This is a genomic window from Sphingomonas sanxanigenens DSM 19645 = NX02 (assembly GCF_000512205.2).
Taxonomy (GTDB): Bacteria; Pseudomonadota; Alphaproteobacteria; order Sphingomonadales; family Sphingomonadaceae; genus Sphingomonas_D; species Sphingomonas_D sanxanigenens.
The window spans coordinates 2,808,114-2,835,008 of the sequence record NZ_CP006644.1; the positions used below are offsets into that span (position 1 = coordinate 2,808,114).

General features: G+C 66.0%; 25 protein-coding genes and 3 pseudogenes. 13 read left to right on the forward strand and 15 right to left on the reverse strand.

The window, feature by feature from the left end:
- Positions 1-54: 54 nt before the first annotated feature.
- Both NX02_RS12975 and NX02_RS12980 read right to left on the reverse strand, forming a co-directional pair.
- Positions 55-558 carry a hypothetical protein gene (locus tag NX02_RS12975; protein ID WP_025292626.1) on the reverse strand — a complete coding sequence of 168 codons (504 nt, stop codon included), beginning with the start codon at positions 556-558 and terminating at the stop codon, positions 55-57.
- The gene (locus NX02_RS12980; protein ID WP_025292627.1) at positions 476-748 is read right to left on the reverse strand and encodes a type II toxin-antitoxin system Phd/YefM family antitoxin; all 273 of its coding nucleotides are present in this window, start codon (positions 746-748) and stop codon (positions 476-478) included. The genes NX02_RS12975 and NX02_RS12980 overlap by 83 nt, the downstream gene beginning before the upstream one ends.
- Positions 749-1,167: 419 nt before the next feature.
- Between NX02_RS12980 and NX02_RS12985 the strand changes: the two genes are divergently transcribed.
- Positions 1,168-2,808, forward strand: coding sequence for an ABC transporter substrate-binding protein (locus tag NX02_RS12985; protein ID WP_025292628.1), 1,641 nt, complete (start codon positions 1,168-1,170; stop codon positions 2,806-2,808).
- On the opposite strand, the gene NX02_RS12990 is transcribed toward NX02_RS12985, so the two are convergent.
- The 6 genes from NX02_RS12990 to NX02_RS13015 form a co-directional block, all read right to left on the reverse strand.
- Positions 2,795-4,801, reverse strand: a complete 2,007-nt coding sequence (locus NX02_RS12990) for an ABC transporter ATP-binding protein (protein ID WP_025292629.1) — start codon at positions 4,799-4,801, stop codon at positions 2,795-2,797. The genes NX02_RS12985 and NX02_RS12990 overlap by 14 nt on opposite strands.
- On the reverse strand, positions 4,798-5,619 hold the full coding sequence (locus tag NX02_RS12995) for an ABC transporter permease (protein ID WP_025292630.1): 822 nt from the start codon (positions 5,617-5,619) through the stop codon (positions 4,798-4,800). The genes NX02_RS12990 and NX02_RS12995 overlap by 4 nt, the downstream gene beginning before the upstream one ends.
- On the reverse strand, positions 5,619-6,548 hold the full coding sequence (locus tag NX02_RS13000) for an ABC transporter permease (protein WP_245648840.1): 930 nt from the start codon (positions 6,546-6,548) through the stop codon (positions 5,619-5,621). The genes NX02_RS12995 and NX02_RS13000 overlap by 1 nt, the downstream gene beginning before the upstream one ends.
- Positions 6,549-6,583: 35 nt before the next feature.
- On the reverse strand, positions 6,584-7,459 hold the full coding sequence (locus NX02_RS13005; RefSeq protein WP_025292632.1) for a sugar phosphate isomerase/epimerase family protein: 876 nt from the start codon (positions 7,457-7,459) through the stop codon (positions 6,584-6,586).
- Complete coding sequence (locus NX02_RS13010) at positions 7,460-8,326, reverse strand: phytanoyl-CoA dioxygenase family protein (protein ID WP_025292633.1); 867 nt, start codon at positions 8,324-8,326, stop codon at positions 7,460-7,462.
- A gap of 102 nt (positions 8,327-8,428) precedes the next feature.
- On the reverse strand, positions 8,429-9,382 hold the full coding sequence (locus NX02_RS13015; RefSeq protein WP_158014009.1) for a LysR family transcriptional regulator: 954 nt from the start codon (positions 9,380-9,382) through the stop codon (positions 8,429-8,431).
- A gap of 145 nt (positions 9,383-9,527) precedes the next feature.
- On the opposite strand from NX02_RS13015, the gene NX02_RS13020 reads away from it, so the two are divergent.
- The 6 genes and pseudogenes from NX02_RS13020 to NX02_RS13040 all read left to right on the forward strand — a co-directional run bounded on the left by NX02_RS13020 (position 9,528) and on the right by NX02_RS13040 (position 13,382).
- On the forward strand, positions 9,528-10,367 hold the full coding sequence (locus tag NX02_RS13020; protein ID WP_025292635.1) for a HalD/BesD family halogenase: 840 nt from the start codon (positions 9,528-9,530) through the stop codon (positions 10,365-10,367).
- Position 10,368: 1 nt separating this feature from the next.
- Positions 10,369-11,844, forward strand: coding sequence for an aromatic amino acid lyase (locus tag NX02_RS13025; protein WP_025292636.1), 1,476 nt, complete (start codon positions 10,369-10,371; stop codon positions 11,842-11,844).
- Positions 11,841-12,662 (forward strand): phosphate/phosphite/phosphonate ABC transporter substrate-binding protein, encoded by an 822-nt coding sequence (locus NX02_RS13030; RefSeq protein ID WP_084717762.1) that lies wholly within the window; start codon positions 11,841-11,843, stop codon positions 12,660-12,662. Before NX02_RS13025 ends, NX02_RS13030 begins: the two co-directional genes overlap by 4 nt.
- A 95-nt stretch (positions 12,663-12,757) precedes the next feature.
- Positions 12,758-12,901, forward strand: a pseudogene (locus NX02_RS32430) (IS110 family transposase); the annotation flags it as partial.
- 16 nt (positions 12,902-12,917) lie between these two features.
- Positions 12,918-13,106 (forward strand): annotated as a pseudogene (locus NX02_RS13035) (IS3 family transposase); the annotation flags it as partial.
- A 6-nt stretch (positions 13,107-13,112) separates the two neighbouring features.
- Positions 13,113-13,382 (forward strand): hypothetical protein, encoded by a 270-nt coding sequence (locus NX02_RS13040; protein ID WP_158014010.1) that lies wholly within the window; start codon positions 13,113-13,115, stop codon positions 13,380-13,382.
- 64 nt (positions 13,383-13,446) lie between these two features.
- On the opposite strand, the pseudogene NX02_RS34085 reads toward NX02_RS13040, so the two are convergent.
- The 4 genes and pseudogenes from NX02_RS34085 to NX02_RS13055 all read right to left on the reverse strand — a co-directional run.
- Positions 13,447-13,626: pseudogene (locus tag NX02_RS34085) on the reverse strand (hypothetical protein); the annotation flags it as partial.
- A 106-nt stretch (positions 13,627-13,732) separates the two neighbouring features.
- Positions 13,733-14,365: a 3-isopropylmalate dehydratase small subunit gene (gene leuD, locus NX02_RS13045; protein WP_025292640.1), complete on the reverse strand. Its 633-nt coding sequence runs from the start codon at positions 14,363-14,365 to the stop codon at positions 13,733-13,735.
- Positions 14,362-15,771, reverse strand: a complete 1,410-nt coding sequence (locus tag NX02_RS13050; RefSeq protein ID WP_025292641.1) for a 3-isopropylmalate dehydratase large subunit — start codon at positions 15,769-15,771, stop codon at positions 14,362-14,364. Before NX02_RS13050 ends, leuD begins: the two co-directional genes overlap by 4 nt.
- 1 nt (position 15,772) lies before the next feature.
- Positions 15,773-16,954: a CaiB/BaiF CoA transferase family protein gene (locus NX02_RS13055; RefSeq protein WP_025292642.1), complete on the reverse strand. Its 1,182-nt coding sequence runs from the start codon at positions 16,952-16,954 to the stop codon at positions 15,773-15,775.
- A gap of 95 nt (positions 16,955-17,049) precedes the next feature.
- On the opposite strand from NX02_RS13055, the gene NX02_RS13060 reads away from it, so the two are divergent.
- The 4 genes from NX02_RS13060 to NX02_RS13075 are packed head-to-tail and all read left to right on the forward strand — an operon-like array spanning position 17,050 to position 20,547.
- The gene (locus tag NX02_RS13060; RefSeq protein ID WP_245648841.1) at positions 17,050-18,018 is read left to right on the forward strand and encodes a hydroxymethylglutaryl-CoA lyase; all 969 of its coding nucleotides are present in this window, start codon (positions 17,050-17,052) and stop codon (positions 18,016-18,018) included.
- Entirely contained in the window at positions 18,015-18,695 is a 681-nt protein-coding gene (locus NX02_RS13065) for an isochorismatase family protein (protein WP_025292644.1), read from the forward strand. The genes NX02_RS13060 and NX02_RS13065 overlap by 4 nt, the downstream gene beginning before the upstream one ends.
- Positions 18,695-19,621, forward strand: a complete 927-nt coding sequence (locus NX02_RS13070; RefSeq protein ID WP_025292645.1) for a polysaccharide deacetylase family protein — start codon at positions 18,695-18,697, stop codon at positions 19,619-19,621. The genes NX02_RS13065 and NX02_RS13070 overlap by 1 nt, the downstream gene beginning before the upstream one ends.
- The gene (locus NX02_RS13075) at positions 19,621-20,547 is read left to right on the forward strand and encodes a polysaccharide deacetylase family protein (protein WP_025292646.1); all 927 of its coding nucleotides are present in this window, start codon (positions 19,621-19,623) and stop codon (positions 20,545-20,547) included. The genes NX02_RS13070 and NX02_RS13075 overlap by 1 nt, the downstream gene beginning before the upstream one ends.
- Positions 20,548-20,652: 105 nt before the next feature.
- On the opposite strand, the gene NX02_RS13080 is transcribed toward NX02_RS13075, so the two are convergent.
- Genes NX02_RS13080 through NX02_RS13090 form a run of 3 tightly spaced genes read right to left on the reverse strand, consistent with a single transcriptional unit; the run spans position 20,653 to position 24,103 of the window.
- A complete protein-coding gene (locus NX02_RS13080) occupies positions 20,653-22,119 on the reverse strand; it encodes an aldehyde dehydrogenase (RefSeq protein WP_025292647.1) in 1,467 nt (488 codons plus the stop codon).
- Positions 22,119-22,898: a maleate cis-trans isomerase family protein gene (locus NX02_RS30705; protein ID WP_025292648.1), complete on the reverse strand. Its 780-nt coding sequence runs from the start codon at positions 22,896-22,898 to the stop codon at positions 22,119-22,121. The genes NX02_RS13080 and NX02_RS30705 overlap by 1 nt, the downstream gene beginning before the upstream one ends.
- Positions 22,898-24,103 carry an FAD-dependent oxidoreductase gene (locus tag NX02_RS13090; protein ID WP_039996571.1) on the reverse strand — a complete coding sequence of 402 codons (1,206 nt, stop codon included), beginning with the start codon at positions 24,101-24,103 and terminating at the stop codon, positions 22,898-22,900. The genes NX02_RS30705 and NX02_RS13090 overlap by 1 nt, the downstream gene beginning before the upstream one ends.
- Before the next feature lie 210 nt (positions 24,104-24,313).
- On the opposite strand from NX02_RS13090, the gene NX02_RS13095 reads away from it, so the two are divergent.
- Positions 24,314-25,501, forward strand: coding sequence for a class I SAM-dependent methyltransferase (locus tag NX02_RS13095; RefSeq protein WP_025292650.1), 1,188 nt, complete (start codon positions 24,314-24,316; stop codon positions 25,499-25,501).
- 76 nt (positions 25,502-25,577) lie between these two features.
- A complete protein-coding gene (locus NX02_RS13100) occupies positions 25,578-26,891 on the forward strand; it encodes an MFS transporter (protein WP_025292651.1) in 1,314 nt (437 codons plus the stop codon).
- Positions 26,892-26,895 lie beyond the last annotated feature (4 nt).

A 26,895-nucleotide genomic window follows, 5' to 3' on the forward strand; every position in this document is an offset into this window, starting at 1 on the left:
CCTCCCCATCAACAAGGAGGCTGAATCACGCCATCAGCCGAAGCTCAAGCCTGTTTATGAGTATACGCCCTCATCATCTCGATCGGCCGGTCGCCCGATCGCGGTCGCGAGCATGGCGTCGCGAATCTGGCGAAAGAGACCCGCGGGGATAAACCCGTAGCTTACATCCGGCTCGCGGCCGCGTATTGGCCGGATATCGTAGCCGGGCCAGGCAGAGCGGTTCCACTCGTCGACGATGATCCATGAGCGCTCTGCCGCCAGGCCGAGTTGCCGCCCAACGGCTTGCGGCACCTCGATCGCCGGCTGCCCGCGGCACGGTGGCCTGTTGGTCATCGGCACAACGTGGACCTGATCGATGCCGTCGATAGTCTGCGTCACGAGAACGACGGCGACGGGTCGGTCCTTGACGCCCTCATCGCGCCCCTGGCGATACTCGGCTTCCCAGAGGTAGCTGTAGTTGAGAACCTGGCCGGGCTTAGGCGCGACTGATGTTGGCTTCTGCGTCTTCGCACTCGAGCGCGGGCTCGACGGTCCGGAGCGCTTCGAGGGTGTCGTCATCCAGATCCTCCGTGCGGCCGGCAACGCGCTCACGGCGTCGCATGCGCTCATATTCGTCGACAGGGACCATGACGAAGCGCACGCGGCCATTTCGGCTTACCGCGACGGGACGGATCATGGCCTCATCGGAATATCGGCCGAACTGCTTCTGCAACTCGCCTGAGGGTACGATTTCCATGCTCCTGGCCATATCCGGTGGTCCTTTCATGGAAGCTGTAACAGCCTTGAAGTTCGGATAACAGGGAAAATAGGGAAAACCCGGAAAAGCTTCAAGACCTTGCCCACGAGAGGGCGTGCGACAGCGAGGCGTGTTTACCCTATGTGCGCGGGTGGCCACGCCAGCTCGATCATATCTTATGTAAAATCACGCCATCTTCAGCCGATCATTCGCCGTCACCCGAGCCGTATAAAATCGAGTGCGGCGCAAGGGAAACCTGTGAGGGTCAACCGATCGTTCCGAAGGAGCCGATAGGATTTCCGAGAGAAGCTCGAAAGGATTGCTGATGCGCGGCCTTTCGCCAAGATACGCCTTAACTTGGTCGTTCCTCCGCCCTAGCGTCGTGAGATGATCGCATTTCCGTTTTCCATATGGCCGAAGCCGGCAGGCCGATGAACGGGGATCGCATCGAGCACCTTCGCGGTCTCGCCGGTCCCATCGAGAATGCCGCGATCGACGAATGGCAGACGGGCGCCATCGATCGACGCAGCTTCATCCGCTTCGCCCGCGCGGTCGGCATGTCGGCGCCGTTGCTCGCGGCGATGGGATGCAGCCGCCCGGTGGAAAATGGCGAGGAGCGGCCGGGCGGTGTCGTTCGCATCGGCATGCCGGTGCCCGCCGGGCAGATCAATCCGATCACGGTTGCAGATACGGGTGGCGTCTGCATGCTGTCCCAGACCGGTGAATATCTTGCTTTGTCCGATCATGATCTGACTCTGAAGCCCATGCTGGCGACGAGCTGGCGGCCCAATCACGACGGCAGCATCTGGACGTTCACGATCCGCACCGGCGTCGCCTTCCACGACGGCCGGTCGCTGACCGCGGCGGATGTCGTTGCCACGATCGATCGTCTCGCAGATCCGGCCAACGGCTCGATCGCATTGTCGGCCTTTAACGGCGTGCTGTCCAAGGGCGGCACGCGCTACGTGGATGACGAGACGGTCGAGTTTCATCTCGATGCGCCCAATGGCAGCTTTCCCTATCTGGTCTCGTCGGACAATTTCAATGCGATCATACTGCCGGCGGACTTCAGAGGTGACTTCGAGGCAAGCTTCATCGGCACCGGGCCGTTTCGCCTCGAACGCTATGTCCCCAAGGCACGCGCCTCGTTTGTACGCAACGACGCCTATTGGGGCGCCAAGGCGCTGCCGGACCGGACGGTGTTCCTCTTCTATGAAAGCATCCAGGCTCAGGTGCTGGCGATGCAGGGCGGGCAGCTCGACGTGCTGCTGAAGGTGCCGGTTCATGGCGCGCAGGCGCTGCTCGCCGATCCGGCGTTCGACGTCCTCGCGTTGAAGTCGAGCGCACACGAGCAGCTCCACATGCGCACCGACATGCCGCCCTTCACCGACAAGCGCGTGCGGCGCGCGATTGCGCTCTGCCTCGATCGTGACCAGCTCGTCACCGGCATGTTCCGCGGCAAGGCCACGCCCGGCAACGATCATCCGTTCGCGCCGATCTATGCCGCGACCGATCCGAGCGTGCCGCAGCGGCGCAAGGATTTGCGCCAGGCGCGGGAGCTGATGGCCGCCGCTGGCCACGCGGACGGGTTCGCGGTGACGCTGACCACCGAGCGCTTCCAGGAAATCCCGGATTATGCTGTGGTCGTGCAGAATGCGGTCAAGGCCATCGGCATCGGTCTCAGCCTCAATGTCGAGGACCAGGCGGCTTTTTATGGCCGCGCCGCCTTCGGTCAGTCGGACTGGCTGGATTCGGCCATGGGAATCTCGGATTACGCGCATCGCGGCGTGCCGAACACCTATCTGACTGCGACGCTGGGCAGCGACGGTCCGTTCAATGCCGCTCATTTCCGAAATCGCGACTATGACCGGCTCGTCGCCGGCTATATCGCCGCGCTCGATCCTGCGGCGCAGCGCGATTCCGCCCGACAGATCCAGCTTCTGCTGCTCGACGAGACCCCCGTCATCACCGCCTATTTCTACGACTGGCTGTCGGTGACGACCAGCCGGATCAAGGGTGTGCGGCCCACGGCGATGTCGCAGCTCTATCTCGACCGGGTCAGCCCGAAATAGACTGAAGACGGGCGAGGTCGGCCGCGGGGATGTGACAGCGGATCGCATGGCCGCCGCCCGCGTCGATCAGGTCGGGCTCGCGCTCCTCGCAGATCGTGCCCAGCTTGCGCGGGCAGCGGGTCTGGAAGATGCAACCGGATGGCGGGTTGAGCGGGCTCGGAATCTCCCCCTCCAGCCGGATGCGTGCGCGGCCACGACTGACCAGCGTCGGGCTCGCCGAAACCAGCGCCTCGGTATAGGGATGGTGAGGCCCCGCCAGCACCCGCGCGGTCGGACCGATTTCGAGCAGCCGCCCGACATAGAGCACCGCAACCCGATCCGAGACGTAATTCACCACGCCGAGATCGTGCGAGATGAAGATGTAGCTGACGTTCCGATCGACCTGCAGATCGACCAGCAGGTTCAGGATGGCCGCCTGCACCGAAACGTCAAGCGCGGACGTGGGCTCGTCGCACACGACGATCCGCGGTTCGCCGGCAAAGGCGCGGGCGATGCCGACGCGCTGCTTAAGCCCACCCGAAAGATGGCCAGGCGTCTCGTCGAGATGGTGAGGGGTCAGCCGGACATTCTCCGCCATCGCCTGCAGGCGCTGTGCCCGCTCCTGCCTGTCCGCGTCGGTCAGGCGCAGCGCGCGGCCGATCAGGTGCCGAACCCTGTGCGACCGGTTGAGCGCGAGGCCGGGATTCTGGAAGACCATCTGCAGCGATTTAAGCTGTGCCCGCGCCCGCCGCCTTGCCCGCGCGGGCAGGCTCTTGCCATCCAGCAGGATCGCGCCGCCATCGTCCGGGCCGACGAGGCCGAGCAGCATCTTGGCGAGCGTGCTCTTGCCGCTACCCGATTCTCCCACCAGCCCCAGCGTCTCGCCCGCGCGCAGATCGAAACTGACGTCGCGTACCGCGTGCAGCGCCTTGCCGCCCACGGTGAACGTCTTCGTCAGGTTCCGAACGTTGAGGATCGGCGTGTCCGCCGCCACCTTGCCGATGCGTGCATCCGCGATCGCGGCCTGCGGCGGAATGTCAGGCACCGCTTCGGGGAAATGGCAGCGGCTCGCCCGTCCGCCGAGATCGCGCAGTGGCGGCGCATCGGTCCGGCAGATGTCCCGCTCCATCGGGCAGCGCGGGGCATAGATGCAGCCCGCGAAGCTGCTGCCGGGCGCCGGCAGGAAGCCGGGGATCGCCTCGAGCGGCCCTTCTTCCTTGCGGCGCCCTTTTTCGGGCGCGCAACGCAGCAGCCCGAGCGTATAGGGATGGCGCGGATCGGCGAAGATCTCGGCGGCGCAGCCTTCCTCGACCAGCACGCCGGCGTAGAGCACCCCTACCCTGTCGCACATCCGCGCGATCACCGGCAGGCTGTGGCTGATCAGCAGGATCGCGGTTGCGGTTTCGGCGCGCAGGGCTGCGATCAGGTCGAGGATCTCGGCCTCGACCGTCGAATCCAGGCCGGTCGTCGGTTCGTCGAGGATCAGCAATGCCGGATTGGTCGACAGCGCCATCGCGATGACCACGCGCTGCTGCAACCCGCCCGACAATTCGTGCGGATAGCTTGCCATGACCCGTTCCGGCTGCGCGATGCGGACGCGGGCGAGCATCTCCAGCGCCTTCTGCCGCGCCGCGGCCCCCCGCACGCCGGCCGCTTCGAACAGTTCGGTCATCTGGCGGGCGACGCGCAGCGACGGGTTCAGCGCGCGGCCCGGATCCTGATAGACCATCGCCACGCTTTCCCGCCGCAGCGCGCGCAGCCCCGCCGGCGACAGGGCCATCACATCGCGGCCGTCGATCAAGATGCGTCCGCCGCTGACCCGGCCGTTGCGCGCGAGATAGCGCATCGCGGCGAAGGCGGCGGTCGATTTGCCGCAGCCGGATTCGCCGACCAGCCCGAAGGCTTCGCCCGCGCCGATGCGGATCGCCAGCGCATCGAGCACGCGTTTCTCACGCCCGCCGGTCTCGTAGGCGACGGTCAGCCCTTCAAGGATGAGCGCATCGGGGGCGGTCACAGTTCGAACACCTCCTGCACGCCCTCGGCGGCGAGGTTGAAGCCGATGACGAGCGAGGCGGTTGCCCCGGCATCGAACAGCACCGTCCACCAATAGCTGCCGATCAGGCTGTAATTCTCCGCGATCGCCAGCCCCCAGTCGGCGGATGGCGGCTGAATACCGAAGCCGATGAAGCTGAGCGAGGCGACGAAGAAGATGGCGAACCCCAGCCGCACCGTCATCTCGACGACGATCAGGGGCACGACATTGGGCAGGATCTCGACGAACATCACCGCCAGCGCGCCCTCCCCGCGCAGATGCGCGGCGGCGACATAATCGAGCCGGCTCTCGATCATCACCGCGGTGCGCACGGTGCGTGCGATCAGCGGGGTGAAGGTGAAGGCGATCACCAGGATCACCGGCAGGTTTGAAGTGCCGACCGCAGCCAGCGCCATCAGCGCGACGATCACCAGCGGCAGCGCCTGCAGCGCCTCGATCACCCGCCCTGCGAGCGCGTCGACCATGCCGCCGAAATAGCCGATCGCAAGGCCGAGAACGGCGCCGCACAGTGTGCCGAGCAAGGTCGCGACCAGCGAGATGGTGAGGATATCGGTTGATCCGATCAGCACGCGCGAGAAGATGTCGCGGCCCAGCTGGTCGGTGCCGAACCAGTGCGCGGAGGATGGCGGCGCCAGCGTGGCGAGCAGGTTGTCGGCATAGGGATCGGTCGGCGCCAGCCGCTCGCCGAAGAAGGCGCACACCGTCCAGAACAGGATGATGCCGACGCCAGCGTGCAGCGTCGGCGAGCGCAAGGCGGCGCGGAGGCGTTCGTTCGCCATCACCGTAGCCGCGGGTTGAGCGCGGCGCTGATGAGATCGCCGGCGATCGATCCGATCGCGTAGAGGATGCCGATGGTCAGCACGCCCGCCTGCAGCATCGGAAAATCCTTCGCCTTGGCGGCGGTGTAGATCAGGCTGCCGATCCCGCGATAATGGAACAGCGTCTCGACCACGACCAGCCCGCCGGCGAGATAGCCGACCAGGCTCGCCGCGACGGTGACCGTGGGCAGCAGCGCGTTGCGCAGGACGTGGCGGATCAGCACGATCCGCCAGGGCAGTCCCTTGAGAATGGCGGTGCGCGTATAGTCGGCGTCGAGCGCCTCGACCGCGCCGCTCCGCGCGACCCGCGCGACATAGCCGAAGAACAGGATCACCAGCGGCAGCGCCGGCAGGATCAGATAGCGGAGCTGCGTCAGCGGCCCCGCCCCGTCGGGCCAGTCGGCGGACATCGGCAGCCATTTCAGCCACACGCCGAACACCAGGATCAGCACCAGCGACGAGATGAATTCCGGCACCACGCCGAGCGACTGGCCGGTGACGGTGATCAGCCGGTCGCTCCACCGCCCGACGCGCAATGCCGCGACGACGCCCGCGGCGATGCCGAGCGGCACGATCATGCAGAAGGCGAGCGCCGCCAGCTTGAGCGAGTTCGCCAGCGCCTCGGCGACGAACGGGGCGACCGGCGAGCGGAAAGTGTAGGAGATCCCCATGTCGCCGCCGACGAAGTTGGAGATCCAGTCCCAATATTGGACGAGGATGGGGCGATCGACGCCGATCTCGTGATTGAACCGCGCCACCGATCGCGCATCGGCCAGCGGCCCCAGCACCGCGCGCCCGACATCGCCGGGCAAGAGCTGGCCCCCGAAGAAAACGAGGATGCTCAGGATCAGGAGCGTGACGAGCGCGAGCGGGATACGTCGCGCCAGCACGGCCCAGATCAATGGCTGTCCCCCCGGTCCAAAATCTAACCCCTTGCCGCGCTTGCGAAAGGGTGCCCGACGCGCGCCTCCGCATCAAGCCGGGCCCAGAGCGCGCGGACCATGTCCATCAGCATGCGCGATTCCATCCAGCGATCGGACAATTCATATCCGTCCGCCCCGGTCATTGCATATTCGCGCGGGCCCAGCTCGCACAGGAAGGTCAGCGTGGCGTCTTCGGGTGCGCGGGCGCGCCAGCTGCGGAAACCATATTCCCACCAGCCCATGAAGACATCGACCCAGTCGCGCTGGTGGGGGAAGCTGATCTGCACCTGAACCTGCTCGCGGCTGGCGACGCGGCCGTGAAAGCCCCAGCACCGATCGAGGATGCGGTGGACCAGCCGATGATTCTCCTCGTCGACCGGCCACTGGAATTCGCGCGCGACGAGGAAATGCGAGAGGTCGCCGGTCAGCCGGAGGTCGGGAAAATGATCGAGGAGCTGGAGCGTCAGCATCAGGTCCGTCGTCATCCGGTCGCGATGCGTCTCGATATGGACGGGGATGCCCGAATCCGCGGCAAGCCGCTGCCAGCCTTTGAGGTAGGGAAAGCATTCGGCGAGCGTATAAGGCCTGACGTTGGGCTGAAGGTTGATATGGTCCGCGCCCAGTTCCTGGACATGGGCGATGATCGGCTTCAGTTCGTCTACCGTCCGCGGATTGCACATCGCATGCCACATCATGCCATGGGCGCGCAGCGTGTCCGTCACGATGCGGGCATGGCCGAGATCAGCGAAATCCACGCCCGCGCCATCGAAACCGGCATCGCGGATCATGTCGAGCTGCACGTCGAGCGGCCATTCCAGGCCGTCGGGGCGCCGCCGCTCCATCGCCCACAAGGCCTGGCTGACGCGAAGCCGCTGCATCTAGCGCACCCGCGGGAAGGTCGCGCAGGTCATCGGTCCGCCCTGCACCAGATCCTCGCCGCGCGAGGCCGGCCCGGTACCGGGCGGGATATCGTTATAGGTCACGTCGTCGCCGAACCAGCTCGTCGAGAGCGCCCGACGGCGGCGGGACCCGAAATTGCCGGGCGCGCTGTGGAAGGTCCGCGAATACCAGATCAGGCTGTCGCCCGGTTCCATGTCCCAACCCAGTATCTCATGGTCGAGGCTGTCGAAATCGGGCGGCAGCGGCCGATCCATGATTTCGTGCGGATGGTGGGTACGCGGATCGAACGACACCGCGCGATACAGCGTGTCGAAGCGGTGCGATCCCCTGACGAAGCGCAGTCCGCTTTCCTTCGGGATCACGTCCATCGCCGTCCAGATGTTGCAGATCTGCTGGCCGTTGACCGGCCAGTAGGAATGGTCCTGATGCCACGGCGTGGTGCTGCTCGTGCCCGGTTCCTTCACCAGCAGGAAGTCGAAATAGAAGTTGAGCGTTCGCGACCGCAGCAGCTTCATCGCCAGGTCGGCCGCCGGGGAGTCGAACACGAAGTCGCGAAACGCCGGTATCTTCTTCCACATGAAATTGTCGGTGAAGAAGAAGCCCGGCTCGCCCGGCATCGCCACGGTGTAGGAATCCGGCCCGGCGAGCGCGATCGCCTCGTCGATCGCCTGGTCCAGCCGATCCACCCATTCGCGCCCGAGCCCGCCGCGCAACAGCACCACCCCGTCACGCTCGAGTGCGGCGATTGCCGCCTCGCCGGGCTCGCCGCGCGCGATCGGCGTGAAGCCATCCGCGCCGATGTCTTGCCGGGGCGCCGTGTCAGCGTTGGCCAGTCCCGTCGTCATGCCGCGATCTCCGTTGCAGGGCGCTGCCGTCTCCGGCGTTCGCAACCGCAGCATAGGAGAGATCGGGCGGACGAATGAATTTCATAATTTTCATCACATCCATCAAATCGGATCATGATGCTCCAGCCCGATATTGTGGCCGAACGCTTCGCGGTCGGTCTCGCACCAGTGCTGGAGCGCGGTCGCCATTCGCCACGCCGGGCAGTCCGTGCCCTCGGACTTGCGCGTCACCGCGTGCCAGCTGACGAACAGCCCCTTGCGCGTGACCTGCGCCGCACGCAGCGCGCCTGAGCGAAGATAGGGCCCGACCGCCCAGCGCGACAGGATGCTCACCCCGAAACCGCCGATGACCAGTTCGATGATCGCCTCGGTCAGTTCGACCTTAAGCATCTTGCGGTAGCTGACCTGCGCCGGCTTGAGAAAGCTGTCATATTCATGACCCTTCTCGGCGATGTCGCTGTATGAGATGTAGATCTGGTCGGCGAGATCCTCCGCGACGATGAAACCGCGATCCGCCAGCGGATGATCCGGCGCGATGATCAGGATCAGTTCGTCGCGGAACAGGCGCAACGATCGGGTCGCCGCCTTGCTCGGCGTGCCGGAGGTCACGGCGATGTCGATGCTGCGCTCGATCAGCGCGTTGATCGGCCGGCGCGTGGCATCGGCAACCACTTCGATGTCGATATCCTCGGCCTGTTCCTGAAAACCCTTCATGAATCGCGGCAGCCAGCGATAGCCGCTATAGGCGCCGCAGCCGATCCGCACGATCTGGCGGGCATCCGAAGCACCATTGGCGACGTCGGTTTCGACCCGTTCGAGTTGGGCCAGGATGCGGCCCGCCTCTTCGTTCAGGCTGCGCGCCGCCGCCGTCATCTCCATCCGTTTGTTGCCCTTGACGAACAGATCGACGCCGAGCCGCCGCTGGGCCTCGCGGATCTGGTGGCTGAGCGCCGACTGGGTCAGGCCAAGCATCGTCGCCGCCTGCGTGACGTTTCCGGTAACCGCCATCGCCTGCAGCATGCGCAGATGGCGTATCTCTAGGCTCGGCTGGAACACTGGCCCATACCCCCATGATCGATTTTCATGCTATCGTTGAAAATTCGGAATTTCGCTAATCGTGCACCCGTTCCTACTATCGATCAACAGGACCAATCGAAGTCCAGCCGGGGAGAGGCCGATCCAGTCGCAACAGGGAGGTCTCATGGGAACACAGGATGTCAGCGTATCGCCAACGGCCGCGTCGCTGATCGATCTGGCGACCTATCCCATCGACGATCTCGACGGACCTGAAGGCCAGGCGCTTGTCGAGTCCTGTCGCCTCCGACTGGCCCGTTCGGGCGCCCTCGATCTTCCCGGTTTTCTCAGGCCCGATGCAATCACGCTGCTTGCCGAGGAAGCGAACGGGCTCGAAGACCACACCCATCAATATGCCACCGAGCATAATGTCTATTTCGATCCGCCTGACCACACCCTGCCGCCGGATCATCCGCGGCGGCACAGGGTTCGCACCAACAAGGGCAATGTGCCCTATGATCTGATTCCGCGCGGATCATTGCTGCGCGCGATCTACGAATGGGATGCGGTGCTCGCCTTTGTCGCCGCCGTGCTCGGCGAACCCAGGCTCTACCGCCACCAGGATCCGATGGCGGCGCTCAACATCAACGTCCATGCCGAGGGCCAGGAACTGGGCTGGCATTTCGATCGCACCGATTTCGCGATCACGCTGTCGCTCCAGCAATGCGAGGCCGGCGGCACGTTCGAATTTGTGCCCAATTTGCGCAGCGCCGACGACGAGAATTATCCCGCGGTCGCCGCCATCCTCGCCGGCGGCACCGAGGGCCTGTGTCGGACGGACGCGGCACCTGGTACACTGACGCTGTTCCGCGGCCATTTTTCTCTGCACCGGGTCACACCCGGCACCGGGCCGCGCAAGCGGCTGATGGCGGCACTGAGCTATGTTCGCGAACCGAACGTCACGTTCAGCGCCTATGCCCGCCAGCTCTTCTACGGGCGCGAGACGGTTCATGCGGAGTTCGCCTAGGATGGCGGCGCTCCTCACCACCCGGCACGACATCACGCTCGACACTTATCGCCGCGTCGCCTGGCAGCATGAACCCGTGCGCATCTCGGAGGCCGCGATCGAACGCATCGCCGCCTGCCGCCAGTCCTTCATGGATCTGATCGAGAACGACCACAGCGTGATCATTTACGGCGTCACGACGTCGATGGGCGAACTCGCCAGCCAGCGGCTGACCCACGCCCAGCGCGATCGCCACGCCCGGCTCAAGCCTTTTGCTGCCGCCACTTCGTTCGACGACGACCTGCCCGAGCGCGTCGTGCGCGGGATCGTGCTGGCGCGCCTCGCCAATTTCCTCGACGGGCATGCCGCGACGACACCACGCATCGCGCTCGCCGTGGCGGCGTTGCTCGACGGCCAGCCGATGCCCGCGGTACCGGCGTCGGGACAGGGCGGCGCCGGAGAGATCCTTGCGCTCTATCCGTTGTTTGCGGGATTGTCCGAAGGCTATGATCTGCAGGTGAAGGAGCGCGGCTCGCTGATCAACGGCTCGCCCTGCGCCGCCGCACTGGTTGCCGAAGGAGCATTGGCGGCTCGAAGGCGGATCGCGCTTGCCACCCGCACCCTTGCCTTGTCGATCGAGGCGTTCAGCGCCCCGCTGGAACATTATGACATGGCGCTCGCTGGATTGTGGGGCGACGAGCATGAGGCGATCGCGCTCGACAGCTTGCTTACATTGCTCGTCGGCGCGGGCGAAGGGCGGCGCAACTATCAGGCGCCGGTCAGCTATCGCATCGTCCCGCGCATCCTGGGTCATGCCCATCGTGCCCTGGCCGGCGCCGAGCACGCGGCGGCGGTGTCGCTTTCCTCGGTATCCGACAATCCGGTCTATCTGCCGCCGGACATCGTTCATCCCCATGGTCGCTGCATCAGCACAGGCGGCTACCACAATGCCATTGCTGCGCCCGCGCTTGACGACCTGGCCGCGACCTGGGCCGATCTCGCCCAGCTCTGCGCGCGCCATGCCGTGAAGCTGCTCGACGGTCGCGCCTCGCACATGCCGGACATGCTGCTGGTCGGGCGCGAGGCCGGAGACAGCGACGGCCGGGGCAATATTGGCTACATCCCAATGGCGATGGCTGGCTATATCGAACAGGCCAAGGCAGCCGCGCAGACCAGCTTCATCCCCGGCAGCGACACCGGCGGCGCCGGCCAGGACGATGTCGGCACGCCAGCCTTCCTGTCTTATTCGCGTGAGGCGACGGCGGGGCGTTGCCTCGATGCATCGCTGGCCATGCTGGCGGTGATCGCGGCGCAGGCCCTGTTCGTGACCGGCCGGCAGGCGCCGCCGATGCTGCGCGGCTTCGTCGACATGATCCGTGGCCACGTCCGCCCGGTCGTGGAAGACCGCGTGCTTGGGCCGGAACTCCATCGTCTGGCGCAGGCGTTTACCGCGGAGATCTTCGACCAGGACGCGGATGCCGAGCGCGCGGTGGCGTGAGCACTGCTATCGCGACCTTCGCGACCCTGCCAATTTACGACTTCCCGGATGCGCGCGAGGTAACCGATGCGTGGTGGCGAGGGCTCGCACGCCATCTCGTTGCAGCGGGGGTAGGAACCCCGTTCCCAGCCTTGCTCCGCGAAGGCGATCTCATCGGACAATGGCAATCGCCGTCGCTGCTGATCAGCCAGACCTGCGGCTACCTCGCCACCCACGAACTGCGAAGCCACGTCACGCCGGTCGCGGTGCCGCACTGCGCGGCGCCGGGCTGCGACGGTCCGAACTATGCAAGCGCGATCCTCGTCCCCGCCGATCATCCGGGACTGGATCTCGCCGATTTCCGGGGCAGCCGGGCCGCCTATAGCCGCGCTTACTCGCATGCCGGCTACAACGCCTTCCGCAGCATCGTCGCGCCGTTGGCCGACGGGCAGGCGTTCTTCGCTTCCGTGCTGGCGAGTGATAGCCACGTCGCGAGCATAGCCGCGATCGCCAGCGGTCGGGCTGACATCGCGACGGTCGATTGTGTCGTCCATGCCTTCGTCGCGCGCTGGCAGCCGGCGATGCTGACCGGCACGCGCATCCTCGGCTACACCCCGACTGCCCCTGCTCCGCCCTATGTCGCACCCATAAATGCCGATGCGGTAACCATCCGTCGCCTGCAGACCGCGCTCACCGCAGCCATGGCCGACGACACACTCGCCGAATGCCGGGATGCGCTATTTCTGGCGGGGTTCAGCGCACCCATCGCCGGGCAATATGACGTGATCCTCGACCGCGCAGCGACGGCGATCGCATCGGGATATCCGGTACTCCGGTAGCGAGCGGGCCAGACCGATTTTCAGGGCGCCGCTGGCAGTGCGACGCGTGCACGGATCTCGTTTTCTGTCTCGACCAGGCCCGCAACCCTTCGAGCACCCGCGAGTACGTCCAGCGCCGAACCGCCGAAGGCAAGTCACCGCGCGAAATCCGGCGGTGCCTCAAGCGGTATATCGCCCGCGAAATCTACCAGCACCTCTGCACCGGAAAGGCGGCATCACCATCCGTGAAAAGCACTTGACCGACATAGGAGCATCAATGCTCCGATGGAGAGCTTTTTCCATACGCTGAATGTCGAACTGGTCCATCAGTGCCGATGGGCGACGCAGGCCAAGGCACGGCAGGCGCTGTTCGGATACATCGAGGGCTACGACAACCGGCATCGCATGCACTCGGCCATCGGGTATCTCACACCCGAGCAAGTCGAGCAGCGCATGACCGGATAACTCAGCGTGTCCTTCGAACCGGGGGACGATCACCTCGGAACTGCCCAAAACCTCAGATTCTCATCGGTGCTCGATCAGACCAGCCAACTGCCCGAGATCGTGCTGCACGCCGACAAGATCTCGTTCGAGATTGGCGACTACCTGATGCGATCGCGCTATGAGGGCTGGCTGCAGCCGGGCAGTCCTGGGGCGTGGGCGAATGGCTTCGCAGCGAGCCTAGAAAATTGCTGGAAACCTTCCCCCGCGCTCGTTCCCTTGCGGGCGGCCAAAGAATAGCGTCAAAAAGGCATAGCGTCGAGAGTACGCTAAACAACGCTAAGGGAGAACAATCGGCGCCCGCCGCGACACGGCTATCCGGTGGTAGATCGAGGGACCTGCGGCCAACGGAAGCGGCGGCGCGATGTCAAAGGAAATCGCCGGAGAAATCAATATGCTTCCAGCCGACAGGGGAGGTATGAGCGAGCAGATCATCCGGCACCGCGACTGATGTTGATCGTAGATGCCGGGCTGCGGCGTCCATGGCATCTGAGGCGGAGCGGCTGTCCGCACACTTCGGCAAGATCTACGTCGCTCCCTGATACCGCATTCGACGGTTCAACCCGTGTAACGGTGCGAACTTCGCCCCCTCATCGTGCGCGCTCAAGATACACCCACGGCCGCCGAACCGCATCAGCGCGCCGGAAGGACTCGATCTCGTCACGGCGCTTGAAGGTCAGCTCGATCGCATCCTTGCCTTCGAGCAGCATCTCGCGCGATTCGTCTTCCAGCGCGAAATCCCAGCGCCCCGCGCCGAACGCAACGAAACCCTGTTCAAGATCGACCGCGACGGTCGCCGCGGCATCTGCCTCCACCCCGGCGGCGATTTCTTCCACCACCGCGCGCGGCAGTTCGACCGGCACGATGCCGTTGCGAATGCAGTTGCCGCGGAAGATCGGGTTGAAGCTGGGCGCAATGATCGCGCGGAAGCCCTGTTCGGCGAGCGCCCAGGCGGCATGCTCGCGGCTAGACCCGCAACCAAAATTGGCGCCGCCGAGCAGGATCGCCGCATCGCGATAGCACGGCTGGTTCATCGCGAAATCGGGATCGGGATCGCGCCCGCCGACCGCGGTGTAGCGCCAGCCGGCGAACAGACCGTCGGCCAGCCCCTTCTTGGAGACCGACTTCATCTCGCGCGACGGGATGATCGCGTCGGTATCGATATTGTCACGGACCAGCGGCAGCGCGACGGCGGCCAGGCGGATGAAAGGTTGCGCGCTCATGCTGACCCCAGGCGGCGGGGATCGGCGATCATACCCGCGATCGCCGAGGCGGCCACCGTTTCGGGCGATGCCAGATGCGAGCGCGTCTCGGGCCCCTGCCGGCTCTCGAAATTGCGGTTGGTGGAGGTGACGACGCGCTGGCGGTGGCCGAAGCTCTCGCCGCCGGCGAAGAAGCACATCGAGCAGCCCGCCTCGCGCCATTCGAATCCGGCGTCGCGAAACACACGGTCGAGCCCCTCGGCCTCGGCCGCCGCCTTGACGCGCGTGGAGCCGGGCACGCAGATCGCCTTCACATGCGGCGCGACATGCCGGCCCCTGAGCACCGCGGCGGCGCGGCGCAGGTCCGACAGGCGGGCATTGGTGCAGGATCCGATGAAGGCCGCGTCGATCGGCAGCGCCTCAAGCGCCTGCCCTGCCTCGATCCCCATATAGGCGAGCGCGCGATCATAGGCGGCGCGGGTGTCGCGCGTGCCGGTTGCCTCGAACGCGGGCACCGGCTGACCGATCGGCACCGCGTGCTGCGGGCTGGTCCCCCAGGTGACCATCGGCGCGATATCCACAGCATCAACGACATGCTCGACGTCGAACACCGCATCCGCGTCCGAGCACAATGTGCGCCAGTCGGCGAGCGCGGCATCCCATTCGATGCCCGTCGGTGCATAGGCGCGACCCTGCAGATAGGCGAACACGGTCTCGTCGGGCGCGATGATCGCCGAGAAGGCGGACATCTCGGTCGCCATGTTGCAAAGGGTCAGCCGGGCCTCGACATCGAGCGCGCGCACCGCCTCCCCGGCATATTCGAGGATGCAGCCATTCGCGCCGGCCGCGCCGAAGCGCGCCAGCATGTGGAGCGCGAGATCCTTGGGCGTCACCCCCCGCCCGAGCCGCCCGTTCACGGAAATCCGCATCGTCCGCGGCTTGCGGACGCGCAAGGTGGAGGTGGCGAGCGCATGCTCGGCCTCGGTCGATCCAATCCCCCAGGCAAGTGCACCCATCGCGCCCTGCGTGCAGGTGTGGCTGTCCGGGCAGACGAGGCTGACGCCGGGCAGCACAATCGCCTGTTCGGGGGAGATCACATGGACGATGCCCTGGCCGATATCGCCGATGTCGAACAAGGTCAGCCCGGCGGCCTGCGCGGCCTTGCGGGTCGCGGTGATGAACTGGGTGCCGGTGGGCATGATCGTATGATCGCTCCGGCCCGGCAGCGTATCGACGATATGGTCCATCGTGACGAAGATCTGCGCAGGCGCCATCACCGGCCGCCCGGCCTCCGCAAGGCTTTCGAGCGCGACGCTGCCGGTGCGCTCATGCAGCATCACTCGATCGATCAGCAGCAGCCCCACGCCATCGCCCAGATCGGCGATGGCGTGGGCATTCCAGATCTTCTCGAACAGCGTCAGGCCCATCTCAGCCGATGCTCCCCGCCGCGCGCATTTCCGCCACCCGCTCGGGCGTTAAGCCCAGGTCGGCGAGCAGCGCATCGCCGTCCGCGCCGATCTGTGGAATATCGCGCTGCAGGTCGAGCCGTTCGCCGTCAATCTCCACCGGCAGGCCGGGCAACCGCGTCGGCGTGCCGTCGGTCAGGGTGAGGTCGAGCAGGCCGCCGGCGTTGAGATGGGGATCGTCGAACAGATCCTCGGGCCGCGTGATCGGCGCGAAGGGCAGCCCGATCGTCTCCAGCTTCGCCACCAGATCCTCGCGGCGCATGCCGGCGAACAGCGCGCGCACCTGCGGCAGGATCAGGTCGCGCGCCAGCACGCGCTGGTTGTTCTTCGCATAATCGGCATTGTCGCCGAGTTCGGTCAGCCCGAACGCGGTGCAGAAGGCCGCCCATTGCTGGTCGCTGACGACGCCGACGAACAATTGCTCTCCGGGCCGCATCGTGTCGAACACGTCGTAGATCGCCCAGGCGGAGATGCGGACGGGCATCGGCGCCGCCGCCTTGCCGGTCACCGCCTGCTGCGCCATGTGCTGCCCGACGAGGAAGGCGGTGGTCTCATAGAGCGAGCAGAGCACCTCGCCGCCCCTGCCGGTGCGGTGGCGACGTTCCACCGCGGCGAGGATGCCGATTACGCCGAACATGCCGCCGGTGATGTCGATCACCGATGCGCCCGCGCGCAGCGGCCGGCCGGGGGGGCCGGTCATATAGGCGAGGCCGCCCATCATCTGCGTCACCTCGTCCAGCGCGGCGCGCTTCTCATAGGGACCGGAGAGGAAACCCTTGGCGGAGCAATAGATCAGCCGCGGATTGGCCCCGGACAGCGTCTCATAGGACAGGCCGAGCTTGGCCAGCGTACCGGGGCGGAAATTCTCGATCAGGATATCCGCGTCCTCGACGAGCCGGCGCGCGACGGCTAGGCCGTCGGGGGCCTTGAGATCGAGGCAGATGCTGCGCTTGTTGCGGTTGAACATCGGAAAATAGCCGGCGCCCGAGCCCAGCAGACGACGGGTCTGGTCGCCGCCCACCGGCTCCACCTTGATCACTTCGGCACCAAGATCACCAAGGATCACGCCAACCGCAGGGCCCATCACCATATGGGTGAATTCGACGACTTTCAGGCCGGCGAGCGGCAACGCATCCTTGTCCATCTTGATTCCGTTTGTGGCCCCACGCCTTGTATGACGTGGCTTATTTGATATAGAAATAGAACAAATAAGGCAACCAGAGTCGGAATGCACAGCAGATGAGCGCCATGGACGGCATCGACATCCTCGTCAGCGAGGTCGGCCCGCGGGACGGGCTGCAGAGCATCGCCCCGATCATGCCCATCGAGGCGAAGAAGGCGTGGATCACCGCCGAAGCCGCGGCCGGCGTCCGCGAGATCGAGGTGGGCAGTTTCGTGCCCGCCAGGATCCTGCCGCAGCTTGCCGACACGCGCGAGGTCGTGACGCACGCCCTCACGATTCCGGGCCTGACGGTTGCCGTGCTGGTGCCCAATGCCCGCGGTGCCGAAGCGGCGCTGGAAGCGGGCGCGCACAAGATCACCCTGCCCCTGTCGGTATCGGAGACGCATTCGCTGCGCAACCTGCGCCGCACCCATGCGCAGGTGCTGGAAGAAGCACGCGCGATCGCCGGCATGATCGCCGCCCTGCCGACCGAACGCCGCCCCCATTTCGAGGGCAGCCTTTCCACCGCGTTCGGCTGCACCCTGGAAGGCGCGATCCCCGACGCGCAGATCGCGCGCCTTGCCGAAGGGCTGATGGCGGCAGGCTGCGACGAGGTCGGCCTGTCGGATACCACGGGCTTTGCCGATCCCGCCGCGGTCAAGCGGCTGATCGCGCTGGTGCGCGGCACGGTGGGGAACGCCGCGCTCACCGGCATCCATCTGCACAACACGCGCGGGCTCGGCCTTGCCAACGCGCTCGCAGCACTCGAATGCGGGCTCACGACGCTGGACAGTTCGCTGGGCGGCCTCGGCGGCTGCCCGTTCGCGCCCGGCGCATCGGGCAACATCGTCACCGAGGATCTGGTGTTCATGCTGGAGGCGATGGGCCTTCGCACGGGTATCGACATCGACCGGCTGGTGGCGGTGCGCGAGATTCTGGCGGCGGCGGTGCCGGGCGAGCCGCTCTACGGCTTCATTCCGGATGCGGGGGTCCCGCTGGGGTTCAACAGGGCGGCGGACCGCCAGCCGATCAAGGAGGTAGCATGACGATCATCGGCACGAAGATGGTGCGTGAGGACAAGACAGCACGCCAGCTCTTCGAAGAGGTGATGGCCAACCCCGCGCGGCGCAAGTTCGGCTTCGGGGAGAAGCTGGCGATCGTGAATGTCGACTTCCAGCAGGCCTATACCCGCATCGACATGTTCAAGACCGCTTATGAGACCGATCCGCGCCAGATCGAATATACCAACACCATCTCGCGCCTCGCCCGCGCGAGGGGCATGCCGGTGATCTGGAGTCATGTCGCCTACAAGGACGATGCCGGCGATGCGGGCGTATGGGGCACGCGCACCAACACCGAGGATTCGCTGCAGAACATCAAATATGGCAGCGAGCGCCACGCCTTCGATCCGCGCTGCGAGATCGATGCCAACGACCTGCAATATACCAAGCGCATGCCCTCCGCCTTCTTCGAAACGCCGCTCAATTCCTATCTGCGCTGGCACAAGGTGGATACGGTGGTAGTAACCGGCGGCAGCACCTCCGGCTGCGTACGCGCGACCGCGGTGGATGCGCTGGCTCATGGCTTCCGCGCGATCGTCCCGATCGAGACCTGCGCGGACAAGCATGAGAGCTATCACTTCGCCAACCTCACCGACCTCCAGCTCAAATATGCCGATGTCGAACCGGTGCAGACGGTAATCGACTGGCTGGAGGCTCGTTGATGCGCGAGGGTGAGGCCGATCCCGGCCTGTATGATTTTCGCCCCTATCGCGATCGTGCGAAGATCGCGTGGCCGGAAGGCAAGACGGTCGCGGTCTGGGTGTCGCCCAACATCGAATTCTACGAGCTCGATCCGCCCGCCAACCCGCACCGCAAGAGTTGGGCGAAGCCGCATCCGGACGTCGTCGGCTACAGCCACCGCGACTATGGCAACCGCGTCGGCCACCAGCGCCTCGTCGACGTCATGGCGCGGCACGGCTTCAAGGGATCGGTGTCGCTGTCGATCGCGATGTGCCAGCATCACCCGGAGATCGTCGAGCAGGTGAACGCGCTGGGCTGGGAATTCTTCAGCCATGGCGCCTACAACACCCGCTATTCCTATGGGATGGACGAGGCGCAGGAACGCGCGCTGATCGAGGATTCGATTCAGACGGTGCGCGCCGCGACCGGCCAGACGATCAAGGGCTGGCTCGCCCCCGCGCTCACCCACACGCCGCGCACGCTGGACCTGATCGCCGAGTATGGCCTGACCTACACCTGCGACCTCTATCATGACGACCAGCCGGGGCCGGTGCATGTGAAGTCCGGCAAGCTGATCTCGATGCCCTACAGCCTCGAGGTCAACGATCATTACGGCTTCTCGGTCTATAATATGAGCCCGCGCGCCTATGCCGAGACACTGATCCGCCAGTTCGAGCGGCTGGCGGCGGAGGGTGAGACTTCGGGCACCGTCATGTGCATTCCGCTGCACGCGTATCTGGTCGGCCAGCCGCACCGCATCGGGCCGTTCGAGGAGGTGCTGCGCCACATCGCGGCCGACGGCCGTGCATGGATCACCCGCTCGGGCGACATCGCCGATCATTTCCTCGCCAACGATTACGACGCGGCGGTGGCCGACGCGGCCCGCTATGCCAGGGAGGCCCGCTGATGGCGCTCGATCCCGCCTATCTCGACTATCCGAAGCGCCGCCACGGCATGGACCATGAGCATTATCGCTGGTCCAACCTGTTCGAGCGGCCGCCGATCACCTGGCCGAACGGCAAGCGGGTTGCGCTATGGATGCTGGTCAACCTCGAATGGTTTCCCATCACGCCGGAAGACAAGCCGTTCCGCGCGCCGGGCCACATGCAGACCGCCTATCCGGACTATCGGCACTATACCGCACGCGAATATGGCACGCGGGTGGGCTTCTATCGCCTGCTCGACGCCTTTGCGAAGGTGGGCGCGCGCGTCTCGGTCGCGGTCAACGCCACGGTCGCGGAGCGCTATCCCTCGATCATCGCCGACATCGTCTCGGGCGGACATGAGATCGTCGCCCACTCGACCGACATGAACGCGACGATCGCCGGCGGCATGGACGCGGCGGTGGAGCGCGACATCATCCTGCGCTCGCTCGACACGCTGGAGAAGGTCTCCGGCACGCGCCCGCGCGGCTGGCATTCGATCGCCCGCTCGCAATCGTTCAACACGCCGCGGCTGCTGGTCGAGGCCGGGCTGGATTATATGTGCGACTGGGTGAACGACGAACTGCCCTATCGCTTCGCGACCGAGGCTGGCGAGATCGTCAACCTGCCGCTCAACCATGAGCTTTCGGACCGGCAGATCCTCGTCAACCAGCAACACTCGGTTGACGGCTATGCCGAACAGTTGCGCGACGCCTATACGCTGCTCGACGGCGAGGCGAACCGCTTCGGCGGCCGCATGCTCCCGCTGAACCTGACGCCCTACATCATCGGCCTGCCCTATCGCATCGACATCTTCGAGGATCTGCTGACCGACCTCGCGGCACGGCCGCGCACGTGGATTGCGCGGGGGGACGAGATCGTGGACGCGGCGCGGCCGGCGTTGGGGTGAACGAACCCAGGATCCGTCGACCAACGAAATCCAGGGTGCGAGCGGGAGCCATGCCCGGCCTGCTTCGCTACGCCCGCCCATATTATCGGGCGGGCGTTGCTGCGCTCAAACGCCGAGTTTCCTGAGCGCGATCGGCCGGCGCGGGATCGTGACGGTCTTCTGGCGCGTATAGAAGGCCTCGCAGGCGGCCCCGCCATCGGCGCCGACGCCCGAATCCTTGTAGCCGCCGAACGGCGCCCGCAGTTCGCGCATCATGGGCGTGTTGCACCAGACGATACCCGCCTCGATGCGCTGCTGCGCCTCCATGATCCGCGCGATGCTCTGCGACCAGACATAGGAGACCAGCCCGAAGCGGCTGGCATTGGCGATGCGATAGGCTTCCTCGTCGGTGTCGAACACGATCAGCGCCGCGAACGGCCCGAAAATCTCTTCCTGGCAGACGCGCGCATCGTTGGAGGAGGCGAGGACGACGGTGGGCTCGACATAGCAGCCGCGTTCGAACTGCGGCGCGCGGCGGCCGCCGGTGAGCAGCGCATCGCCCGATCCCGCCTCGGGCACGAAGCTCAGCACATGCTGCATGTGGCGCTGCGAGACGAGCGGGCCGATGTCGGTCGCCGGATCGAGCGGATCGCCCACGCGGATGTTGCGGGTGCGCGCGACGAACGCCTCGATGAAGCGATCGGCGATGCCGCGCTGGACGAGGATGCGCGAGCCGGCAAGGCATTGCTGGCCATTGTTGGTGAAGATGCCGAGCAACGCGCCGTCCACCGCCTGCTCGAAATCGGTATCGTCGAAGATGATGTTCGCAGACTTGCCACCCAGTTCCACCGTCGCCGGCTTCAGCAGTTCGCCGGCGGTGCGCATGATCACCCGGCCGGTCGGCGTGCCGCCGGTGAAGGTGACGACGTCGACGCCAGGGTTGCGGATCAGCCGGTCTCCGGTGGTGGCGCCGCGGCCGTTGACGAGGTTGACCACGCCCTCCGGCAGCCCGGCATCGCCGAGCAGCGCGACCAGCCGGCTGATGCCGAGCGGCGCCTGTTCGGACGGCTTGAGCACGCAGCTGTTGCCGAACGCGATCGACGAGGCGATCTTCATCGATCCCAGCGCCAGCGGCGAATTCCACGGCGAGATCAGCGCCGCGACGCCCACCGGCTCCCGTCGCACGAAGGTGAGATAGTCGGGGTTCTGCTCGTAGAGGTCGCCGACGCTCTGGCCGATATAGTCGGCGAAGAAGCGGAAATTGTCGGCGGCGCGCCGGATTGAACGGTTGCGGAGCTGGCTGCGCGGGATGCCGGTGTTGGCGGTTTCGATGTCCGCCAGTTCGTCGGCGGCCCCATCGATCAGATCGGCACAGCGCCGCAGCACCTCCTGGCGCTTGTCGACCGCCATGTGGCGCCATGTCCCCTCGTCGAACGCGCGGCGCGCGGCGGCGACGGCGCGGTCCACCGTCGCGCCATCGGCCTCGGGCAGTTCGGCGATCAGGTTGCCGTCGGCGGGGTTGATCACGGCGATGGGCGCATCGCCGGTGGCGACCGTCTCGCCGTCGATCAGCGCGGTAATCAGTTCGGTCATCACTCTCTCCCGGCAATGGCAGTGGCGGCGCGGCAACGCTCGCGCCAGGCTTGGCCCGGCGCCGACGCCGGATCGATCGGATCGCCCAGCCCCAGCCGCGCGCAGAGCGCGGCGGCGAGGCACAGGTTGGAGGACAGAAGGGGCACGCCGAGATCGGCATCCGCGATCAATGGCAGCGAGGGCATGCCGGTGCCGCTGAGCAGCACCGCATCGACGCCGGCGAGATCGGCGCGCGCAAGCGCCGCACCGGCATCGGCGCTGCCCAGCGCATAGATGCCGCGCGTATCGCCGGTCGGGCCGAGATCGCCGGCGGTGCCGGTGGCCGCGACCTCATAGCCCCGGCCCCGCCAGTAGCGGATGGCGGCAACCGCGAGCTCGGGCGGATAGGGCGAGAGCAGCGCGATCCGCCGCGCCCCGATCCGGCTCAGCGCGAGGTCGATCGCGTCGGCCGCGGTGACGATCGGATAGCCGTAACGATCCTCGCAGAAATTGAGCACTGCGCGCTCGTCCCCGCTATCGACCAGATAGGCGGAAGCGGTGCAGCCGAAGCCGAACACGTCGGGGCGGAAGCTGTCGAACGCGGTGAGCTGTTCGCACAGCCCGAGCAGATAGGCGCGCAGCCGGTCCGCCGGTGCCGCGGCATTGCTGGTCAGCCGCAGCACGGTGAGGCTCACCGCCGGCGGCATGAGGATACGCAGTTCGGCCTCGACCGTCGGGTTGGCCTGCGGCGTGCCGACGCCGATCCGCCCCGCTCGGCCATAATCATAGCCGCCGATCATCAGCCGATCGCCGCCGCGCGGCGCAGGCCGGCGATCATCGAGCTGCGCAAGAGATGTTCGCGCGCCGCTTCGGGATCGCGCGCCGTCTTCTGCAACGCCGCCAGCATCTCCTGCCGCTTGCTGCCGTCCCGCTCCTGCATGCGCGCGCGGTTGCGGTCGGCCTGTGCCAGCACTTCCTGCTCGGCGATCGGCCGGCGGCGGCGCGTATAGCGATCGAGCAGGTTGAGCGACGCGCCTTCGCGGATCTCGGCGAGCGTCGCGACCAGTTCGAACGCGTCATGGACGCCGCCGTTCATGCCCATGCCGCCCGAGGGCGAGTTGAGATGCGCGGCGTCGCCCGCCAGCACCACGCGGCCGCGCCGATAATCCCCGGCGATGCGCATGTGGATGCGATAGGCGCGCGTCTCCAGCACCTCATGTCCCGCCGGGTCGGGTGCGATTTCCTGCAGCTTGCGGGCGATGCTTTGCGGTTGCAGCCCATCCTCGATCGTTTCGTCATGATCGGGATAGAGGCTGCAGCGCCACAGATGCGGCAGCCGCAGCAGGCTGAAGGTGCCGCCCGCCTTCCAGACATAGTTGACGTTGGAGAGGTCGGGCAGCCGCTCGTGGAAAGGGAAGCGTGTCGTCGCGAGGATCGTCGTCTCGGGGTAGGTCTTGCCCGCGAACGCGATCCCCGCCTCCCGCCGCACGACGCTGCGCGCGCCGTCCGCGCCGATCAGGAAGCGCGCAGTAAAGGCTTGCGGCTCGGCGTCCTCGGGCGCGCCGGCGGGCCGCGAGAACAGCGTGACGCCGTCCTCGTCCTGCCGGAAGCCGGTGCTGCGCATGCCGAGCAGCACGCGGCCGTTGGGATCCTGCGCCAGCCGATCGAGCAGCAGCGCGCAGAGCTTCGACTGTTCGCACTGCAGCCGGAACGGATGGCTGGTGTCCCCGGCGATCACCGCGAGATCGAATTCGGCGCGCTCGCCGGTCTCGTGCATGCGGATCTGCCAGGTCGAGCTGCGCAGCCCCTGCGCGATGAGCGGCTGGGCAAGGCCGAAGCGATCGAGCAGGTCCAGCGTCGGCGGATGGAAGGTGGAGGCGCGCAGATCGGTCGCCAGCACCGCCTCCTCGGCGATCAGCGTCCAGGATATTCCGCGCTGGCCGAGCAGGAAGGCGGCGGTCAGCCCCACCGGGCCGGCACCCACGACGATGATCTCGCTATCCATTGCCCCGCCCAAGCCAAAGAGGGTTGTTTCATTTGTACTATCTCTAATAGTAATCGACTTGTCCAAACGGATTTTTGCGCCTCGCAAATCCTTTTGCGTCAGGCGCATTGGGCGATTGCTGGCAGGCAATCCAAGTGATACGCTCCGATTCGGAACGATGTTCTGACATTTGGAACATGCAGGAACTGGCCGCGCAGCGAAAGGGTCGCAATGCAGGATCGCGCCATCACCAACTCGGCGGTCGCCGACATCGAGGCAGTCACCCATGCCACGCATGACGAGGTCGCGCGGCAGCGTTTCTGCAGCGTGCTGCGCCGCCATGCGATCCAGGATTTCGCCAACGCGTTGGAGAGCGATTATCGCGGCCGCGTCGCGCCGAATCTGCCCGCCGCGCCGGCAAGCTGGCGCGAGATTGATCGCGCGATGGAGAATGAGGCGAGCTACCGCTTCTATTCCACGTTGCGCTACAATGCGCAGGAGATGTGCTTCCTTTCGGTGCAGCCCGAGGTGGAGCGCGCCCTTCCCGAACTGGTCGCGGTCGCGCGCGCCGCGGCGGAGCGCAACCCGGCGGGCGGCTCGCTCACGCTCGACCCCGCGTTCGAGGTGCCCGCCTATGTCACCACGCTCGACGTCCATCTGACGCCGGGCTGCTTCCACAGCGAATTCACCGCCGACGATGTCGCGCAGGGCGCGGTGGTCAATCTCGGTGCGCGCGTGTTCACCGCGCAGCAGAGCCACCGCTCATGGGGCGGCGTCGCCCGCGTCGTCAGCCGCTGGATCAAGGCCACCTATCCCGACGTCCGGCCGCTGCGCATGCTCGATATCGGCACGACGTCGGGCAAGAATCTGCTGCCCTATGTCGAGGCGTTCGAGGGCGTCGAGGCGCATGGCATCGATGTCGGCGCGCCGCTGCTGCGCTATGGCCATGCGGTGGCCGAGCATCATGGCCTGCCGGTTCATTTCAGCCAGCAGAATGCCGAGCAGACGAACTTCCCTGACGGCCATTTCGACCTGATCGTCTCCAGCTTCTTCTTCCACGAGATTCCGGTGTGGGCGACGAAGAAGGTGCTTGCCGAATGCCAGAGGCTGCTGAAGCCCGGCGGGCTGATGGTGCATCAGGAACTGCCCGCGCACCATCTGGTCGACGCCTGGGAGAATTATTTCTGGAACTGGGACACGCGGAACAACAATGAACCGGCCTATACCGCGTTCCGCAACCAGGATCCGATCGAACTGATGGCCAATGCCGGTTTCGACCGCGCGGCGAGCTTCGCGCACATCCTGCCGGACATCAACGCCTATCCCGATCGCGCCGCCGCCTTCGCGTGGGACGAGCCGGGCCGCCCGCGCCACGGCAAGGGCGGCTGGTATGTGTTCGGCAGCCGCAAGCCCGCCTGAACAGGCAGCACCATCACCACACCGACATTCTGAAACACCCGGCGGGGCAGACCCCGCTGCATCGGGGGATTGCGACGTGATACTGGACAGACAGGGCGCCGGCTATCGCTGGTACGTCGTCATCCTCCTGCTGCTGATCTTCATCCTTTCCTATTTCGACCGCTTCATCCTCAGCCTGCTGGTGGAGCCGATCAAGGAAGCGCTGAAGCTCAGCGATTTCCAGATCGGCCTGCTGCTGGGACCGGCCTTCTCGCTGTTCCACATCATCGTCGCGATCCCGCTCGGCTGGTACGCAGATCGGTCCAACCGCAAATATCTGCTGATCGCAGGCATATTGCTGTGGTGCACGATGACGGCCAGCAGCGGCCTCGTCGCAACCTTCCTGCCGCTGTTCCTGATGCGGCTGGGCCTCGGCCTCGGCGAGGCGGTGGTCAGCCCCTGCTCTGTCTCGATGATCAGCGACTATTTCGAACGCAAGGATCGTCCGCGCGCGATCAGCGTGTACATGGCAGGCCCCTATCTGGGCGCAGGCCTCGCCTTCCTGCTCGGCGGCTTCCTCGTCCGCGAACTTCATGAACTGGGCCATGTCACCTGGCCGCTGTTCGGTACGCTGGCGCCGTGGCAGGCAACCTTCGTGCTCGTCGGCATCCCCGGGTTCGTCTTCGCCGGCCTCATGATGACGGTGCGCGAACCGCAGCGCCAGGAACGGACCGCCATCGGCCGCAACGGCTGGTACGCTTTCCAATATATCTTCGCGCGCTGGCGCGGTTTTGGATCGCTGTTCGTGGGTTCCACCTGCAATTTCGCGCTGAGCGCGCTGACCTTGTGGAACGTGCCCCTGTTCTCGCGGGTGTGGGGTTGGGGCGTGGCGGAAACCGGGCTCGTCACCGGCGCCTTCTATTTCACCGCCGGGCCGATCGGCACCGCGGTGGCGGTATGGGCGCACAAGCAACTGGGGGCCCGGCATATCGACGCCTCGATGCGCGTGCTGCTGCTCGGCCTGTTGATCTGCGTGCCCGCAAGCGCGCTCTACCCGAGCATGCCGACGCCGGAGATCGCGGTGGTCTTCATGTTCATCGCCTTCATCGGCAAGTCCGTGGCGACCGCGGGAGGCCCCGCATCGATGGCGAGGATCACGCCGGGCGAAGTTCGCACCCAGTCGATGGCGATCTTCAACACCGTCATCTCGCTGATCGGCCCGCTGCTCGGCCCGCCGATCATCGGCGCGGCGACCGATCTTTCGGGAGATCCCCGGAATATCGGCCTCGTTCTTTCGGGCTATGTGATCCTGCTTGGCGCGCCGGCGATTTTGATTACATGGCGCGGTCTGGCACATTATCGCTTGGCGGCGCGCGATCTCGACGCATCGCTCGCAGCGTCGAAGGGTTGAGTAG

Excerpts from the sequence above, each read along its gene's own strand:
- NX02_RS30705 (WP_025292648.1), bottom strand. The coding sequence starts at position 22,898 with ATGATCGGCGGCTATGATTATGGCCGAGCGGGGCGGATCGGCGTCGGC.
- NX02_RS12980 (WP_025292627.1), bottom strand. The coding sequence starts at position 748 with ATGGCCAGGAGCATGGAAATCGTACCCTCAGGCGAGTTGCAGAAGCAG.
- NX02_RS12975 (WP_025292626.1), bottom strand. The coding sequence starts at position 558 with ATGACGACACCCTCGAAGCGCTCCGGACCGTCGAGCCCGCGCTCGAGT.
- NX02_RS13005 (WP_025292632.1), bottom strand. The coding sequence starts at position 7,459 with ATGCAGCGGCTTCGCGTCAGCCAGGCCTTGTGGGCGATGGAGCGGCGG.
- NX02_RS13095 (WP_025292650.1), top strand. The coding sequence starts at position 24,314 with ATGCAGGATCGCGCCATCACCAACTCGGCGGTCGCCGACATCGAGGCA.
- NX02_RS13010 (WP_025292633.1), bottom strand. The coding sequence starts at position 8,326 with ATGACGACGGGACTGGCCAACGCTGACACGGCGCCCCGGCAAGACATC.
- NX02_RS13050 (WP_025292641.1), bottom strand. The coding sequence starts at position 15,771 with ATGGGCCTGACGCTGTTCGAGAAGATCTGGAATGCCCACGCCATCGCC.
- NX02_RS13090 (WP_039996571.1), bottom strand. The coding sequence starts at position 24,103 with ATGGATAGCGAGATCATCGTCGTGGGTGCCGGCCCGGTGGGGCTGACC.
- leuD (WP_025292640.1), bottom strand. The coding sequence starts at position 14,365 with ATGAGCGCGCAACCTTTCATCCGCCTGGCCGCCGTCGCGCTGCCGCTG.
- NX02_RS13060 (WP_245648841.1), top strand. The coding sequence starts at position 17,050 with ATGAGCGCCATGGACGGCATCGACATCCTCGTCAGCGAGGTCGGCCCG.
- NX02_RS13020 (WP_025292635.1), top strand. The coding sequence starts at position 9,528 with ATGGGAACACAGGATGTCAGCGTATCGCCAACGGCCGCGTCGCTGATC.
- NX02_RS13075 (WP_025292646.1), top strand. The coding sequence starts at position 19,621 with ATGGCGCTCGATCCCGCCTATCTCGACTATCCGAAGCGCCGCCACGGC.
- NX02_RS12995 (WP_025292630.1), bottom strand. The coding sequence starts at position 5,619 with ATGGCGAACGAACGCCTCCGCGCCGCCTTGCGCTCGCCGACGCTGCAC.
- NX02_RS13055 (WP_025292642.1), bottom strand. The coding sequence starts at position 16,954 with ATGGACAAGGATGCGTTGCCGCTCGCCGGCCTGAAAGTCGTCGAATTC.
- NX02_RS13025 (WP_025292636.1), top strand. The coding sequence starts at position 10,369 with ATGGCGGCGCTCCTCACCACCCGGCACGACATCACGCTCGACACTTAT.
- NX02_RS13070 (WP_025292645.1), top strand. The coding sequence starts at position 18,695 with ATGCGCGAGGGTGAGGCCGATCCCGGCCTGTATGATTTTCGCCCCTAT.
- NX02_RS13065 (WP_025292644.1), top strand. The coding sequence starts at position 18,015 with ATGACGATCATCGGCACGAAGATGGTGCGTGAGGACAAGACAGCACGC.
- NX02_RS12985 (WP_025292628.1), top strand. The coding sequence starts at position 1,168 with ATGAACGGGGATCGCATCGAGCACCTTCGCGGTCTCGCCGGTCCCATC.
- NX02_RS13080 (WP_025292647.1), bottom strand. The coding sequence starts at position 22,119 with ATGACCGAACTGATTACCGCGCTGATCGACGGCGAGACGGTCGCCACC.